Genomic DNA, 16,125 nt, shown 5'->3' with positions numbered 1-16,125 from the left:
GAGTGTACTTCTTTGATAAACATAAGAGTATTAGAGCCTGCAGAACAACCGCCGATGGATCTCTTGTTATCGGCAGCACCCTCGAAATCTGTGGTAGAAGAACAGTTATCAAAAGGGATATGCTATATCGCAGAAAACGAGGAGCAGCGCGTGATCGGAGTCATTATCACGGTTCCGCAGACATCCGACACGTTAGAAGTGGTTAATATTGCCGTGGGTGAAAACGAGCACCATCAGGGTGTGGGTAAAAGAATGATGTATCAAATTCTGGCCAAAGCTATGGAGCATCGGTATCAAAATGTTCGTGTGGGGACAGGTAACTCCAGCATTGGTCAGTTGGCCTTTTATCAGAAGTGTGGGTTTCGAATCACGAGTATCGACACGGATTTCTTTATCAGAAATTATGACACCGCCATTTATGAGCATGGGATTCAGTGCCGGGATATGATTATTCTCTCTCAGGCATTGAAATAATAAAGATGTTTCTCTCAAAATTTCATGGACCGTACTTTTTTTGTATTAAAAACATCATTGTAAAAGGCAAGGCGTTTCAGTCACTGCATTTACCTAAAACGGTTGATTCAAACCCTAAGGAAAGCAGGCATTTCTCCAGGAATAGATCGGACAGTCATTCGTGTTCCTGGATATTATTTTTCCTTTTATTGGATGGTATCATAACGAAAGAACGAAAAAGAGGAGAGGTGATCTCATGAATGACCAACTATGATTTCTGGGAGAGCTGTTCGCAAACCTATTGTTGATTTGTGTTTTTCATGATGATTAGGCAATGGTTAGGGATGTAACCGTTCCGACGAAAAGGAGTGGGGCACGATGGAAAACCTCGAGGAGCTAATTAGCGAAGAATCGTTGAAAACATATGTCGATAGTGATATCAAGTATTCTTTTCATAAAGCAGAAAAAATAATGGCGTATACCTTATTAAATTTATAAGCAGTTTTATCATTGGAGGAATAACATGGATACTTTAATTTGGATTTTAGGAGGTTACATCTTACTACTTATTCATATTTGGTTTCATGAAATAGGCCATTATATTGTAGGGCGCTTCTTAGTGGAAATACCCAAAAAAAATATACGAATAAAGTTGTTCCAATACCCTCCTCATGTTGGATTACGCGATCAATATAGAAGATGGGTCAAACCAAATGATGAAGAAGGAAACTTTATTCAGACGTATTTTATCTATGATCCAGACGGAAGAAGATCTTTTCTTTTCATTATGGGCGGATTTAGTTTGCAAACCATCCTTTTTCTCTGTTTCGCTTTTTTCTTTTATTCCTTTTTTGATAATAGTTCGCTTGCGAATTTTATTATTGGCGGTTCCTTTGTTTTTAATATCGTTTATATTTTCGGAGATATGATGGTATTTTCCTGGAAAAAAACTCCTGTTGGAGATGCTAGCTCTGCCTTTTCATTTGCTCCCGTTAAAACTATTCTTTTCATTATTGGTCTGCTGTTGAGTTATATTGTCTTGTATATTTATATTGGGTTCTATTGAAGAGAATTTTCAAATTCTACAATGCGGCTCTAGTTTAAACCTATATTCAAAAAGTCTTTTTCTATTTCATGCCGTCCCTAAAAGTACACTTTTTGATACATATAGAACCCCTCATAAAATTCGTGGTTTTTTCCTGTCAAAACATCTAGAAATCGGTTTTGATATGTATCATAATGAACAAGTAGGTTATGGGTGGTTTTTAGCCGTCATTTCTTCATTCATTTCCAAAAAGGGAGTACATAACTATGGAGTATCGGAATTACGGATACATACGCGTCAGCAGCAAAGATCAAAATGAAAGCCGACAATTAGCTTCCATGCGCGAAGCTGGCATTATCGAACGGGATATTTTTATAGATCGTGCCAGTGGCAAAAACTTTCAACGGGATCAGTACCAGCTGTTGAAACGGATCTTGCGGAAAGGAGATGTACTGTACATTCATTCGTTAGACCGATTCGGCCGGAACAAGGAAGAGATTCTCCAGGAATGGAATGAAATCACCAAAACGATTCAGTGTGATATTGTGGTGCTGGATATGCCGTTATTAAACACAAAGGAGCAGGATGACACCATGAAGACGTTTATTGTCGACCTGGTGTTGCAGATCCTGTCCTGGATGGCGGAAGAGGAACGGACGCGTATTCGGACTCGGCAGCGCGAAGGCATCGATGCGGCCCAGGGGCAGGGCGTGAAGTTTGGTCGGCCGGAAACGCCCATTACCGAAGCGTTTGAAGAAGCTTATCGAGAATGGAAAGCGGGAAATATTAAGGCTGTAGATGCTATGCGTCGATTAGAGTTATCGAATAGCACGTTTTATCGACTAGTGAAAAGGTACGAGAATATTAAACGCACTTGATGAATAACAATTTATTATATGATTACGATACGTGAAATTATTTTCTATGATATATTTGTATAATAGGAAAAACGAAAAATAACACCAATTATCAAGTACTTGGTACTTGATAATTGGTGTTGAATTCACTGGTATTAAGTCTAAATAGTTTCAATTAAACATTTCTCTTTATTTTCTTGAAATATGGAGTGGGCTTACCTTAGAGACATTTGTAAAAACGGGTGTCTCAAATAACTCCCACCAAAACAGTAACTGCTCTTCTTGAGGTAGATTTTTCTCTAACGACTCCACAAAATTGATACAGTTTTGTAAGTAATCTATTACTTCTTCTTCTTGTAGATTAATTAGTGGGTGAAGTTCTGAAATTTGATTACTTTGATTAATAAAAACAGAAGTATGGATTAACCTATCTCTAATCTCTACAGCATTTTTGTAGTTTCGATACTCTTTTTGTATATTTGTATCGTTGGCTAAATTGACATGAAGTTTAAAAATCAAATCTTCCACAATTTGAGTATCTTGAATATGTCCTTTAAAGTTCATAATTCTGCTTATGCTTGTTTTCGTACTGATAGTACTATTATGCTTTATATTATAAAAATAATAATACAGGAAAGATTCTACGAAAGTGACACCAGCTATTATTAAGTATCTATAATACGTAGTCATCTCTCTATGCAGTACACGTGCTTCTTCAGCAATTTTCTGTAATTGTTGTTCTGAATGTTCTTGTGAGTTACTCAACTTTTCTTCTAAAACTTTAAATTTGTTTCTTTTCTCAATGAAATCATTCCAAAGATGAATTAAGTCCGTATAATTAAAAAATTCAGGAACAGTATGGATCATTTCATGCTCAAAAGTTATATCTATTAAGTGATGGTTTTTTAAGTCAATTCCTTTGTCATAAAAGTAATGTTTCACATTGTATACTTTCTGTACTTCATCAACTTTATATAATCTTTTTTGTTTCTTTTCTAGTTGATCAATATAATTTCTAAAAAAAGCGATAACATTATTTATATGTTCTTCATGTTCAAAATTATAAAAATAAAATATTGTTAATCGGTTATTAAAATTCTCTTCTAATTTGGTGAAATCTTTTCCTTGATATAATTCTGGAGCATGTAACATAGTTCTAATTTGGCCATAATAAAAGCTTTGTTGGTAACGTATTCCGTGTAATATTTCCCCAAATATTCCGCATAAAGCTAGTTTGTAAATCCTCTTTGCCGATTTTGTAAAATTATCTCTTATAGTTTTTCCTGCTAGTAGAGTTTTCAATTCACCGATTTGGTTTTGATACTGCATTAAAGCATCCTTTCTTTAGGTATGCAGGAGGGTTACATTAATAATTAGGTTTAATAAAATTGCTTAGATAAAAGCTAATCCGTTTCCAATCCCAGACGAATAAAAGCTCTTTGAACAATGGATTTCGTGATATATTTTGGATTATTCCAATGAATATCTAAGATGATTTCAGAAGCAGAGTCTGCATCAAGCCCTTCGGTCTCCACAAGCATGCAAATGAGTTCGATCCCCCATAGCATAGGCACATGTTCTTGCTTGCAGGCCACCCGCAATGGCTTATCATTGGTGACACATGTCCAATGATACTCTTTAGCCAATATTAAACTCAAATGATCTTGAAATGATAACGGCCCCCGGGTCGCGGAGGCCTCGAGTACAGCTTCAATCTCCGGCTCTACAATTTGAATGCCAAGTCGCTCACATTCATTTTCATCAAGCTCATTGATTTCTTCCAAGACCGGCATTGCTAGATAAATCGTCCCAATATGATCCGAAATGAGTTTTAAAAGCGTTCGATCACTTTGGACATAGTCAATAATAATATTGGCATCCAGAATTAAAAACCGCATTTCCTTAGAGCACATCCTCATACTCCCAAGAACGCACTCTAGCTCTCATCTCTTCTAAATCCAACTGCAGCATTTCCGCTCCCCGGCTTAGTGTAATCATATCCTGCTCAATCGCTAAACGCACCAAGCGTGATAATCGATCTTCCATAAAATCGATCGAAGATAAAGAATCTGGTTCTTTCGAGCGCAGTTCTTCGGAAAACGACTCCTGAAAACTAGTTGGGGTTAATCCCACGGGTTCATCGCTAATTCGTAAAACTTTCCCTGTACGCGCTTTATATTCCCCTTTGAATTTCGGCCACACTTTATTTCCATGCTTGGCAGACAATCGATAAAGAATGGTTTTATAGCTTACCTGGAAAATACGTTTGACTTTCAATACACGATCCACGAAAGAAAGCCCGTAGGTTTCGTCCCACTCCTGTTGAAATGCTTCTTCGGGCATTAAGAAATAAGCTGCAAATGTATTAGCTTCTTGTTCCTGCTGCTCATCTTCATCGGTTTCGTTCACATCGAAGGCATGTAAGTGGAGCAGCAAATGGGCCAATTCATGTGCGGCACTGAAGATCCAGCGTTCCACCGAAATACGCTCCCACACGTTAACCACAATAGCTGGACCACCGTCTATTTTAGAGATAGACAAGCCGAAAAAGTTGTTCGAACTTAAACGAATAGGATAGACTTTAACGCCCTTTGCTTCCAATAAACCGGCAATATCCCGAATAGGTTCTTTGAGAGAAAGATATAATTCCTTTCTAGCTTCGGTGGCTGCCTGTTTCGCGCGTTCTATTCCCGGGTCTTTATCACTCACCCGTTGCGCCAGGCTCTCGAAACGATACACTTGACGATCCCCTAATTGCTCTTCGAGATAATTGAAGTCTTCTAACCAACGGGAAACTTCATTAAGAATCTGTGCCCGACTTCGTAATTTTTTCGCTGCACGAAAGCGCACATGCGTGAGTTCTTTGACCGGAGTCAACAGGTCCTGCAGCTTCACCTCAAATACCTCGGCAATTGCTTGCAAGGTATTCACTCTTGGCACGGTTTCGCCATTTTCAATATTTCGATAAGCGACTCGGGAAATGCCAGCACGTTCGGATACTTGTGCTTGAGTAAGCTCCTTTGCCTCTCGTAGTCTTCGAATATTCACACTGATGATGGTTGCATTCATCATCGATCACCTCTTTATCTTTCTATACCCTTATTATAAATTTAAAAACAAATTTTGTATATATGATAACTAAACTTGTCTTATGTAAAATTATTTGTTATATTTGATTATAAAGATAAGTCCCATAAAATAACAAAACAATAATTAGGTATTTATAAAGTAAATAAACTGAAATGTCCTGGCAAAATAATAACGAGCAAGACGATTTCTAACCACTTGCTCTAAGTTTCAATTTTTTTAGATGCATTATTACTACTAGGGGGGATGCTCATAAGTTCATGAAAGTGAAACTGACACTCGTTCCTTTGATCTAAAACGTACAAGGAGGCTAAAACATGGGTAAAAATCAACATGTCACTCCCCGTCCTGATGGAAAATGGCAGGTAATAGGGGCAAACAACCGCAGAGCTACAGGAGTATATCCAACGCAGCAAGCAGCTAACAAACGAGCAACTTCTATTTCTAAAAATCAACAGTCCGAAAAGCTTATTCACGGAGAAAATGGACAAATACGAGCTCGAAGTACGTATAAAAAAGACCCTTTCCCACCTAAGGGATAATAAAATTGATGGCTTCTCGTAATGTTTTTAAGGAGAGACCAAAGCACAATATATAGTGTTTAAAAATTTTAATAACACTATATATAGACAAACGATAGAGGTCATGGTAAAATGGAAAAAATATTGAAAGGAGGAATACTATGCCTAGAAAGCCTAGTACTTCAGGTTTAAAAAGTAAAGTACGCCGTGCAGAACGTGAAGTAAAACAATCTGGACGTAAATTAGACAGAGAATTGCGTAAATTAGACAGGAAAACAAAATAGAGACGCCGTGTGCAGCAACACAAGGCATCTCTATTATCAATGAACACATTTATCATATCGTTTTTATTAAAGAAAAAAAAGGATTTTTCAAAAATCGAGTGCTTTATAGTGCTCGGTTTTTGTTTATTTTTGCCTTTAACTTCCGATAATCTACTTTATGTTTCAGGAGCAAAATGGAATATAGCTCCCTCGCTCAAATATCAAAACGTTAGTTTAAAAACCAAAAAATTTTAATCTAGCTTTACAGGAAATTAATTCCTCCTTTAAGTTTCTTTAGTATGGTTGCTAAAGAAGGGGGGGCATACATATGAATAAACGACTAGTGTATCCCGTATCATTAACGGTCGTTGCCGGGGGTTTAATCTTAGGCGGAGCCACGTCCGCCGAAGCAGAAGGACCTGCAGATCCTGCGCCGGAGCTTCTTCCAGATAACCCCAACGGAGAGAAAGTACTCTTTGACAATTCGCACGGCCAGACAGCTGGGGCAGCTGACTGGGTCATCGATGGAGCGTTTTCCGATTTCGGGGAAGCCCTGCAGGACGAAGGTTATGAAGTCCGAGAACTTCGGCAGGAGGATCCCATTTCACTTGGCGATTTAAGTGCGTATGATGTGTTTGTGATGCCAGAAGCAAATATTCCGTTGAAGACGTCCGAGCAACAAGCGCTCGAGCAATACGCCGAGCAGGGTGGCAGTATTTTCTTTATTTCGGATCATTATAATGCCGACCGTAATAAAAATCGTTGGGATTCGTCCGAAATCATGAATGGGTACCGTCGGGGAGCTTTTAACGAACCAACAAAAGGAATGAGTGAAGACGAAGCAGCGTCAGAAGCTATGCAGGGCGTTGAAAGTTCAGACTGGCTTTCAGACGAATTTGGGGTCCGTTTTCGCTATAATTCGCCCGGGACCGTTACCGCTGACCAGGTAGTATCTCCGGAGGAATCATTTGGTATTACCGAAGGGGTCGATGAAGTGGCCATGCATGCAGGTTCTACCGTGGCTATTACAGACCCGGAGCTTGCAAAGGGCATTGTCTATCTACCTGATAACCTGACAGAAGCCGATAAGTGGGGGCCTTCCGTCGACGAAGGCATCTATCACGGAGGCGGTATAGAGGAAGGACCATTTGTAGCAGTGTCTAAAAAAGAACAGGGCAAAGCAGCCTTTATCGGAGACTCTTCCCCGGTCGAAGATGCAACGCCGAAGTACAAACGGGAAGAGACGGGGGATTCAAAGCGTACGTACGACGGGTTCACGGAAGCCGACGATGCAGAGTTGCTTGTACAGACCGTCGACTGGCTGGCTGAACAGGAAAGCTATACGTCTCTGAACGAAACAGATGTATCCTTGGATGAGCCGTCCCCGATACTGGAAAAAGAAAAACCGCAGCAGTCCACGCAGCCAGAGCCAGAACCGTGGAGCCAGCCGGCCGATGGTTATCTCTGGTATGATCCGGATACGTTTGCTCCTGGTTCCTACGGTTCAGATGAAGCACCCGTAGAGGATCCTTCATATATGTTTAGTCATATGTCGCCGCTCCCGATCGGAGAGAACTTCACCGTGGATGTAGAGATCGATAATGTCGAGCCGGGAGAAACGGTATCCGGTCTCAGTCTGGGCATTTATTTAGACGGGGGCCAACAGGTGGCCCAGGTACAAAATGAGGACGGCAGCTGGCCATCAGATTATGGCTACAGTGAAGCATTCTCGATCACCGCAGATGAAAACGGGGTGGCAAAGACGACGTTAACCATTCGTACTGCCGAGCATACCGCAGCGAATGCCAATATGCGCATCCGGCAAAATGGAAACAATGAATACACCGAATCAGTCAATTTCAACAGTGCCTCAGAGGAAAATCCGGAAGAGGAAACGGAGTCCGTTCCGATTTCGAATGCCCGAAATGCAGCGGATGGAGAAACCATGACCGTCGAAGGAACGATTACGACAGACCCGGGGCTGTTTGGTTCCAATGGGTTCTATCTTCAGGATGAAAGTGCCGGCATTTACGTCTATCAAAGCAGCGGGGAGTGGAAGCGAGGCGACCGTGTCGCCATCACGGCTCCCGTAACGACCTATAACACGGAAAAGGAACTGATAGATCCGGTTGCGATTGAAAAACGGGGTACAGAAGAGGTGCCCGGAGCACAAACTGTGACATCGGTTGGAGAAGAAAATCAGGGAGAACGAGTGAAGCTTCAGAACGGCACCATTTCAAACATCGAACAGGCCGGCAATTCGTTTGAATTTACCCTTGAGCATGATAATACCGAAACGCTTATTCGCGTCGACGGGCGGACAGGCTACAGTTATTCCGACTTTAACGAAGCTTATTCAAACGGGGATACGGTAGACGTAACAGGCATTTCATCCATTTACCAGGGCACATATCAGGTGAAGCCAACAACCGAAGCGGACGTTCAGCATGCGAAGGAGCAAGACACTGTCGCACCAGAAATTTCGGGGCTGTCAGACAGCCGGTTTTCTGTCACCGAAGCCTGGGCCCCGAAAGCTGAAATCACAGACAACAGTGGGTCTTCCGTATCTGTTGAATATGCCTTGGGGGACTGGAGAGGCGAAGAACTGCCTCCATTGACAGCTCTTCCCGGAGAGCATGAACTGACGGTAACCGCAGTGGATGCGGCCGGTAATGAAGCAGAAAAGATTTATCCCGTAGAAGCCCTTCTTGATACGGAGGACCTGGATGATTTAATGACTGAGGCTGACTCGAAAAATTGGATCACTGATGAAAAAACCCTTCAGCAATTGATGAAGCGGGCAGAAAAAGTCCAGGAGGCTCCGAATAATCAAGCTGCAGCTGGAAAATGGCAGGCAGCTGTCAACTACGCTTCGGCGAAAGAAGGAAAAACGGTGACTGGTGATTTGCTTGCTTATATGAATAACTACGAGACTAGTCATGGGAAATAAAAAAACAGAAGTAAACAAAGATCAGGGGCAGGCCAACAAGTCCCTGATCTTTGTTTTGATAATGACTGTTATCACGAACAGAAAATGTAAATAGTTTATTCAAATAGTCTTAAGCTTTTGTAAATGAAGCCAATAATTGCCAAAAGACGTTTATACTGGACGATGTGTTGGAAAAACCATTGGTTTTTTCTGAACTAGCAAAAAAGATACATAACATGGGGGGAATTTTCATGAAAAAGCAGTGGATGGCAGGATTTACACTGGCTTCAGCAGTCATGGTGACGGCGGCCTGCGGATCTTCGGGCGGAGGAGAAGAAAGCGAAGGCAGTGAAGGAAATACAAGCGCCTCCGGTTCTGGAGGAAATTCCTCGGAGGAGCTTGAAGAACTTCGGGTTCAGTTCGTTCCTTCCCAGGATGCGGATACGCTTGAAGCGAAAGCCAAGCCACTTGAGGAGCTTCTTGGTGAAGAGCTGGGTATCCCCGTAGAGGTAAGTGTCTCTACAGACTACAATTCCATCGTTGAAGCCATGAATTCTGATCAGGTGGATGTGGGCTTTCTCCCTCCTACAGCGTACGTACTTGCCCATGAGCAGGAAGCGGCAGATGTGCTTCTGCAAGCCCAGCGTTACGGAGTGAACGACGACGGCTCAGAGACCGATGAGCTGGTGGATTACTACCTTTCTCAGTTTGTAGTCGATGCAGACAGCGACATGGAAAGCATTGAAGACTTGAAAGGAAAACGAGTGGCGTATCAAAATACCACCAGCTCTGCCGGTTTTGTATGGCCGGCTGCCGAAATGATGGACGCCGGACTTGAACCTCTCGAGGACGTAGAGCCGGTAACCGTCACGGGACACGATCAGGCTATTGTATCGCTTTTAAACGACGACGTAGACGCCGCAGTCACGTTCCAGGATGCACGCAACACCGTATCGGAAGACTATGAAAACGTATTTGAAGACACCAAAATTCTGGAATACACCGAAAAAATTCCAAACGATACCGTGTCAATTCGGCCAGAAATTGAAGGCGACATAAGACAAGACATTGCTGACGCCTTTATTTCTCTCGGCGAGAATGACGAAAGCCAGGAAATCATTCGCGATATTTACTCTCATGAAGGCTATGTCGAATCCGAGGACAGCAATTTTGATGTCGTCCGTGAGTATGAGGATAAAGTTTCCGACCTTACAGGCAACGAATAAGTAGAGGACACAGCTGGTGTCTGCAACGAGAGGCTGTCTGTCCGGGCAGTCTCTTTTTGCTATTGAAAGGGGAGGCACGTGTGATTACGTTTAAGCAGGTATCAAAACAGTATAAAAACGGAACCAAAGCGCTGAACAATGTTGATTTGTCCATCGAACAAGGCGAATTTGTCGTGATTGTCGGACTCTCGGGAGCCGGAAAATCTACTCTTCTCCGGACAATCAATCGGCTGCACGATGTAACAGAAGGAACCGTTGAGATTGACGGCGTAGCGATCACAGAAGCAAAGGGCAAGAAACTGTATGCTCTCCGCCGGGATGTAGGGATGATTTTTCAACAGTTTAATATCGTTAAGCGTTCAAGCGTGTTAAAAAACGTACTGGCTGGACGAGTCGGATATCATTCCACTCTTCGAATGATCCTCGGTCTGTTTCCCAAAGAGGATAAAGGCATCGCATTTGAAGCTTTGCGTCGCGTAAATTTGTTGGATAAAGCGTACGTCCGGGCGGATCAGCTCTCTGGCGGTCAGCAGCAGAGGGTCTCCATCGCACGAGCGCTTGCTCAGGAACCAAAATTATTTTTGGCCGACGAGCCGGTAGCATCGCTGGATCCGTTAACGACCAAACAGGTGATGGATGATCTGCAGCGTATTAACCGAGATCTTGGTATTACGATGGTGGTGAACCTGCATTCCATGGAAATCGCCCGGAAGTATGCGACAAGAATTATTGGTTTAAAAGAGGGAGAAGTTGTATTCGACGGGCCGATTGAGGAGGCCACCCCCAAACGGTTTATGGGCATATACGGCGAATCTTTGGAAGACGAGGACCAACAGCAGAACAGTGGCCAAGCTCAGAAGGAGGCTGTTCAATGAGCACATCAACCATTCAGGCCCATGACGTTCCTAAGCCTCCCTCCCGACTGAAGCACCTGTTGACAGCAGCTCTGGTCGCTTTGATTTTAATGGGAAGCGCCTGGCAGGTGGAGTTTTCCTTTTCCCAGCTATGGGTAGGCATCCCGAACATTGGTGATCTGCTCGTACAGATGTGGCCACCAAATGCTGCTTACGCTGCGGAAGTTATGGCACCGATACTCGAAACCGTTCGTATGGCCTTGTTAGGGACGACGTTTGGCGCCATCCTGGCTTTACCTATCGCCCTGCTTTCGGCCAGAAATGTTTTTGCCACCGGGTGGATTACGTTGCCGGCACGGATGGTCATGAATTTCATTCGTACGATGCCTGACCTTCTTTTAGCAGCCCTGTTTGTTGCTATTTTCGGGATTGGCCCGGTTTCTGGCGTGTTTGCACTAACGTTTTTCTCGCTTGGCATCATTTCCAAACTGATCTATGAAACGATTGAATCGGTGGACCGGGCGCCGCTCGAAGCGATGACTGCCGTAGGGGCCAATAAAATCGTATGGATTACTTTCGGTGTTTTTCCGCAAATTGCTGCTTCTTTTCTATCGTACACATTGTATTCGCTTGAAATAAACGTACGTGCGGCCGCTATCCTCGGCCTGGTTGGGGCTGGTGGCATTGGCTTGTACTACGAAAGCACTCTTGGGTTTTTTCAGTACGGCCGGGTGGCTACCATTATTTTATTAACCCTTCTCGTCGTGATGCTGATTGACTACTTGAGTACGAAAGGTAGGGAGCGTCTGGCATGACCATGCAAACCGACTGGCCAGCACCGCCAAAGCAAAAAAAATGGAAGTTGTACATTGGATTGATTCTTTTAGCTCTCCTATACATCTGGGCTTTTACGGGCCTCCCGCTGCTTGAAATCAAAGAGACGTTTGTCGAAATTATCGGCTCTATCATCGGCGGCATTTTTTCACCAGATTGGGGCTATGTGTATGATCCTGCTGGAGAAGATCTCATTCGCGGGTTGCTGGATACGCTTGCGATTGCACTTTTGGGAACGGCCATTGCCGCTGTCTTCTGCCTGCCATTTGCCTTACTGGCAGCCCGGACCATCATGCGAATCAAACCAGTTTCCGGCTCATCAAAGTTCGTGCTCACCTTTATTCGTGTGTTCCCGGAAATCGTTCTCGCCCTCTTGTTTATTAAAGCCGTAGGACCAGGCGCCTTTGCCGGTGTGCTCGCCCTTGGTATCGGGACGATCGGATCGCTTGGTAAATTGTTTAGTGAAGACATTGAAACGGCGGATTTGGCCGCCCGGGAAGCCTTAATGGCCACAGGTGCCAATCACGGAAAAACCCTTTGGTTCGCCGTGCTGCCGCAGGTACTCCCCAGCTACTTTTCATTCGTCCTGTATCGGCTTGAAATCAACCTCCGGGCTGCGACGGTACTCGGAGTTATCGGCGCTGGCGGCATCGGCACGCCGCTGATTTTCGCTCTTCAGACCCGTGATTGGGAACGGGTAGGCATTATTCTGCTTGGGATCATCGTGATGGTTACCATCGTGGATATTATCTCTGGAAAGATCCGGGCCCGTTTAACATAGAAGCACAGATACACCGGACGAAAGTTATCTTCACAATGAAATATCATTTGAAAGCATCAGACCGCCTTTATCAAAAATCGAATGATATACTTTATAAGTGGAAGCCAGGGAATATTCTCTGGCTTCTTTCCTCATGATTTAAACTTTTATTCGCAAATGATATTCACTCGAGGTGCACCATCTTCGCCAATATAACCATCCTCAGAATTAATCTTCTATTTTTGGATTATTATAGAACGAAACGGTTTTCAAGAAGCAATACCCAGGCATTTAAAAAAGATTTAACCAGAGAGTTACTACAACTAATCTCTTCGAGGAGAAGCTTCATCGTTCATTCAGCTTGTATTGAAGCATATGTCATTTGATTAGGCATTCCTCGGAAGAAACGCTCCATTTCCTTAGGTTTTGGTAGAAATGGATACCATACGATTTCTTAAACTAATATGAGAAAGCTTAATCTTTTGCTTTTTTTCCTGTATGATGAATTCATTCGATAAAAGGGATTATTTTACATATTTTCATCGAATAGGAGGGCATATCATGAAACAAAAGAACAAACGTGGGAAGAAAAAAGAAGATACTTATGTTGCTTTGGAGTCCATCCTTACGCTCCCTAGCCAATGTTTTGCATTCGTAAAAAAGATGCTGCAGCAGTTATTCTCATGAGAAACGATGGAGGATGCTAAAGTTCATCAAGAACATTTTCAATATCGACAAGGTCATAGGGGGTTATCTGTAATGAAAGAATGGCAAAGGGACTCGGAAAAACCGATATTGAAATAACCTTTTCCCACCTCCTTCAATCAATGAATAAGCTTCCGATAAGCGCAATTATGTTAAAGAAGAAGGAAGATTACTTACAAATAACGCAAAAAAGATACTTGGAAGAATATATCCCTCCAAGCATCTTTTTATTTACCACCATACGACATAAGCAATCCAAAGAACAGCGACCCAAAGAAAGGGAGAAATAAATAGTAAAAGAGAAAGAATGATTAAATGCTTAATCTGTAATACCAGTGCTAAACATGAAGCGAATAAGCCGAACATCAAAATGAGAATAACAACAAATAATAAACCATATCCGTCCTGGTATAGAGAGAAGATATTATTACTCTGAATAATATTTCGGGGTAAAGTGAAAGGGAGAAGTAATAGGAACCCGATTAAAATCATCATCCAATTGGTAATATAAGCGATTTTTTGAAGAATCATGGTTACCTCTGGAATTTTGACATTGAAATGCAAGGCTGGTTTGATCATGAATGTTTCTTTAGAAAGGAGGGTCCCCTCATGTTTCGGAACATAGCAACGTTCGTTTCTTCATTGCTGTTAGTTTTTATTATCGTTTCTTTTTTGTTCGAACAGTTCAACATAGGCAACGGCATACTTACGCTAGTTCCAAACCAAAAGAGTGGAATATACGTAATGGCAGTAATATCCCTTTCCCAGCTTCTTTTTGCGCTATTCGCTCATAAAGGGTATCGAATAACGCTTTTGGTGACGGGGATGTTTTTTTCGTTCTTTTTCTTTATAGCTCTGATTATGGCCTTTCATTGGAATACCCCTTAGCAAAGAAAAAACGTCAGCATAGAGGGTCATTGTTTATCTATCATCCCTTTTCGTTCTTTTTCGCGTAAATGGTCGAGCGTGGGACGCCTGTCACTTTTACAATATCGTTCACACTCATCTTGTTAGTTTCCCGATTCTGAAAGAGTTGCAAAGCCTGCTGGACGGCCTTGGGTGATTGCCCGGGACGTCCCATGTGCTTCCCCTGGGCTTTGGCTCGTTCTCGTCCTTCCGTCGTACGCTCTCGAATCAGGTCAGCTTCAAACTGCGCAAAACTCCCCAGCACGTTAAACAGCAGCGTCTGCATGCTATTAGTGTCCTCTCCGGCATGAAATTCCATATTATCTCTCAGAAATAAGACGGAAATGCCTTCGGCTGCCAGTTCATGCACGATGTTGTTGAGATCGATGATCGAACGGGCCAGGCGGTCAATTTTTGTCACCACCAGGGTGTCACCAGTACGGGCATACTGAATCGCTTCTCGCAGCTGCTCCCGTTCAATGGTCGTTGTCCCTGTTACTTTCTCGGTAAAGATCCGATGGCAGCCGGATTCTTCTAACAACTGCTGTTGGGAGCTGAAATCCTGGTGAAAGGTCGAAACGCGCGCATAGCCAATACGTTGGGTCATGAGTGTCCCTCCAAAATGTCTAAAAGTCTATTAGGTATTGTACATTCTATTATAGACAAACTTTTAGATGGAAAACACCCCATTTTCAGATGCAAAAATGGGGTGTTCAGGGCGTTGTCTAGAAGTTAAGGGTTTTAGACATAAAGAAACAAGGAAAACTTATCGTCCTTATAATAGAAAGGTGAGTTTACTCTTTTGAGTCTACTTAATAGGATGACTAGAGACTTATAATTGCATTTGAACAGAGAAAGAAAGCTTTTAACTAAAGACCGTAATCTTTAAACTATCCTTTAACATCCATTGTTTACCATATGTTAATTAAGGTAATTTATACGTATATACTCAAATACAAAATATAAAGATGAAAACGGAGCCACGTATATGCAGCATCGACTGATGCATATTTTAAATAATTCTTGGTTTCTTTTAGCCATGGCATTAGCCGCTACTTTCGTTTCTGCTTTAAGAAATGACATGCCAGGATTCAATACTTAAAGTCTATGGTATTTCGGCATGAAATGGTTATTTCTAGCCACCTTGTCGTTTATCATTCTTAGGACCGTCATTTCTTTCGTGTTTAAACAGTTTATGAATCGCGTAATTGATTAAATTATGATTTTATGCTTTCCCAGTGCAGACGATATATGTAATTAAAAGTCTCAATCATTAGGAGAAAAAGATGCCTTATAACTCTTATCAAGATCGAAAGCAACGCATGGAAGATCCTCTTCAACCTAAACGAAAAGAAAACAAGATCGACAAATGGCCTATTGGGAAATTTTTTGTGGTTTTATTAGGTGTTTTTGTGCTTTATGGCAGCACGTCTATCATTTTCAATTACGAACTAGAGTTTGTTGAAAGAGCATTCGAGTGGGTTGCCAATGATCTTCTTTCAAGAAGGGGAGGAGATTTGGAACTTTAAAAGAAGCATTTCTTTCAGCAGAAATGCTTCTTTTGATTGGCTAAGCGAGTTAGACATGGAGCATATTATGTAAGTATGACGTTGCTTCGCATATTGGGTGGGCTGTTTGATTTTTCTCTTAGACAACAAGGATGGCGACACAGCCCCCCTCTGTGC

General features: G+C 42.4%; 16 protein-coding genes. 12 read left to right on the top strand and 4 right to left on the bottom strand.

What is annotated here, in order from left to right; translation table 11 throughout:
• The 3 genes from ACTTK7_RS13525 to ACTTK7_RS13515 all read left to right on the top strand — a co-directional run.
• Positions 1-474, top strand: a 474-nt coding sequence (locus ACTTK7_RS13525; protein WP_462868611.1) for a GNAT family N-acetyltransferase, incomplete at its 5' end; no start/stop codon positions are given.
• A gap of 502 nt (positions 475-976) precedes the next feature.
• Positions 977-1,519, top strand: a complete 543-nt coding sequence (locus tag ACTTK7_RS13520; RefSeq protein WP_462868610.1) for a hypothetical protein — start codon at positions 977-979, stop codon at positions 1,517-1,519.
• A gap of 245 nt (positions 1,520-1,764) precedes the next feature.
• Positions 1,765-2,376, top strand: a complete 612-nt coding sequence (locus tag ACTTK7_RS13515; protein ID WP_462868609.1) for a recombinase family protein — start codon at positions 1,765-1,767, stop codon at positions 2,374-2,376.
• Positions 2,377-2,544: 168 nt separating this feature from the next.
• Here the strand turns inward: ACTTK7_RS13515 and ACTTK7_RS13510 are convergent, their stop codons facing one another.
• From ACTTK7_RS13510 to ACTTK7_RS13500, 3 genes are all read right to left on the bottom strand, one after another.
• Complete coding sequence (locus ACTTK7_RS13510; RefSeq protein WP_462868607.1) at positions 2,545-3,684, bottom strand: hypothetical protein; 1,140 nt, start codon at positions 3,682-3,684, stop codon at positions 2,545-2,547.
• Between the two features lie 74 nt (positions 3,685-3,758).
• Positions 3,759-4,268 carry a PIN domain-containing protein gene (locus tag ACTTK7_RS13505; protein WP_462868606.1) on the bottom strand — a complete coding sequence of 170 codons (510 nt, stop codon included), beginning with the start codon at positions 4,266-4,268 and terminating at the stop codon, positions 3,759-3,761.
• Positions 4,258-5,427 carry a helix-turn-helix domain-containing protein gene (locus tag ACTTK7_RS13500; protein WP_462868605.1) on the bottom strand — a complete coding sequence of 390 codons (1,170 nt, stop codon included), beginning with the start codon at positions 5,425-5,427 and terminating at the stop codon, positions 4,258-4,260. The genes ACTTK7_RS13505 and ACTTK7_RS13500 overlap by 11 nt, the downstream gene beginning before the upstream one ends.
• Positions 5,428-5,759: 332 nt before the next feature.
• Here ACTTK7_RS13500 and ACTTK7_RS13495 point away from each other — a divergent pair, with 332 nt between their 5' ends.
• The 8 genes from ACTTK7_RS13495 (at position 5,760) to ACTTK7_RS13460 (ending at position 13,516) form a co-directional block, all read left to right on the top strand.
• Complete coding sequence (locus tag ACTTK7_RS13495; RefSeq protein ID WP_462868604.1) at positions 5,760-5,984, top strand: DUF2188 domain-containing protein; 225 nt, start codon at positions 5,760-5,762, stop codon at positions 5,982-5,984.
• A gap of 140 nt (positions 5,985-6,124) precedes the next feature.
• Positions 6,125-6,247, top strand: a complete 123-nt coding sequence (locus ACTTK7_RS13490; RefSeq protein WP_462868603.1) for a hypothetical protein — start codon at positions 6,125-6,127, stop codon at positions 6,245-6,247.
• 307 nt (positions 6,248-6,554) lie between these two features.
• The gene (locus tag ACTTK7_RS13485) at positions 6,555-9,176 is read left to right on the top strand and encodes an endonuclease (protein ID WP_462868602.1); all 2,622 of its coding nucleotides are present in this window, start codon (positions 6,555-6,557) and stop codon (positions 9,174-9,176) included.
• A 230-nt stretch (positions 9,177-9,406) separates the two neighbouring features.
• Positions 9,407-10,381: a phosphate/phosphite/phosphonate ABC transporter substrate-binding protein gene (locus ACTTK7_RS13480; RefSeq protein WP_462868601.1), complete on the top strand. Its 975-nt coding sequence runs from the start codon at positions 9,407-9,409 to the stop codon at positions 10,379-10,381.
• An 80-nt stretch (positions 10,382-10,461) separates the two neighbouring features.
• The gene (gene phnC / locus ACTTK7_RS13475; RefSeq protein ID WP_022795228.1) at positions 10,462-11,256 is read left to right on the top strand and encodes a phosphonate ABC transporter ATP-binding protein; all 795 of its coding nucleotides are present in this window, start codon (positions 10,462-10,464) and stop codon (positions 11,254-11,256) included.
• Complete coding sequence (gene phnE / locus ACTTK7_RS13470; protein WP_462868600.1) at positions 11,253-12,050, top strand: phosphonate ABC transporter, permease protein PhnE; 798 nt, start codon at positions 11,253-11,255, stop codon at positions 12,048-12,050. Before phnC ends, phnE (ACTTK7_RS13470) begins: the two co-directional genes overlap by 4 nt.
• Positions 12,047-12,850 carry a phosphonate ABC transporter, permease protein PhnE gene (phnE, locus tag ACTTK7_RS13465; protein WP_462868599.1) on the top strand — a complete coding sequence of 268 codons (804 nt, stop codon included), beginning with the start codon at positions 12,047-12,049 and terminating at the stop codon, positions 12,848-12,850. Before phnE (ACTTK7_RS13470) ends, phnE (ACTTK7_RS13465) begins: the two co-directional genes overlap by 4 nt.
• 540 nt (positions 12,851-13,390) lie before the next feature.
• Positions 13,391-13,516: a hypothetical protein gene (locus ACTTK7_RS13460; RefSeq protein ID WP_462868598.1), complete on the top strand. Its 126-nt coding sequence runs from the start codon at positions 13,391-13,393 to the stop codon at positions 13,514-13,516.
• Positions 13,517-14,462: 946 nt separating this feature from the next.
• Here ACTTK7_RS13460 and ACTTK7_RS13455 read toward each other — a convergent pair.
• Positions 14,463-15,047: a recombinase family protein gene (locus tag ACTTK7_RS13455; protein WP_462868597.1), complete on the bottom strand. Its 585-nt coding sequence runs from the start codon at positions 15,045-15,047 to the stop codon at positions 14,463-14,465.
• Between the two features lie 679 nt (positions 15,048-15,726).
• On the opposite strand from ACTTK7_RS13455, the gene ACTTK7_RS13450 reads away from it, so the two are divergent.
• Entirely contained in the window at positions 15,727-15,969 is a 243-nt protein-coding gene (locus ACTTK7_RS13450; protein ID WP_462868596.1) for a hypothetical protein, read from the top strand.
• The last annotated feature ends 156 nt before the right edge of the window (positions 15,970-16,125 follow it).

The sequence above is a fragment of the Marinococcus tarijensis genome (assembly GCF_054971385.1).
This window is presented reverse-complemented; position numbering and strand designations above follow the sequence as displayed.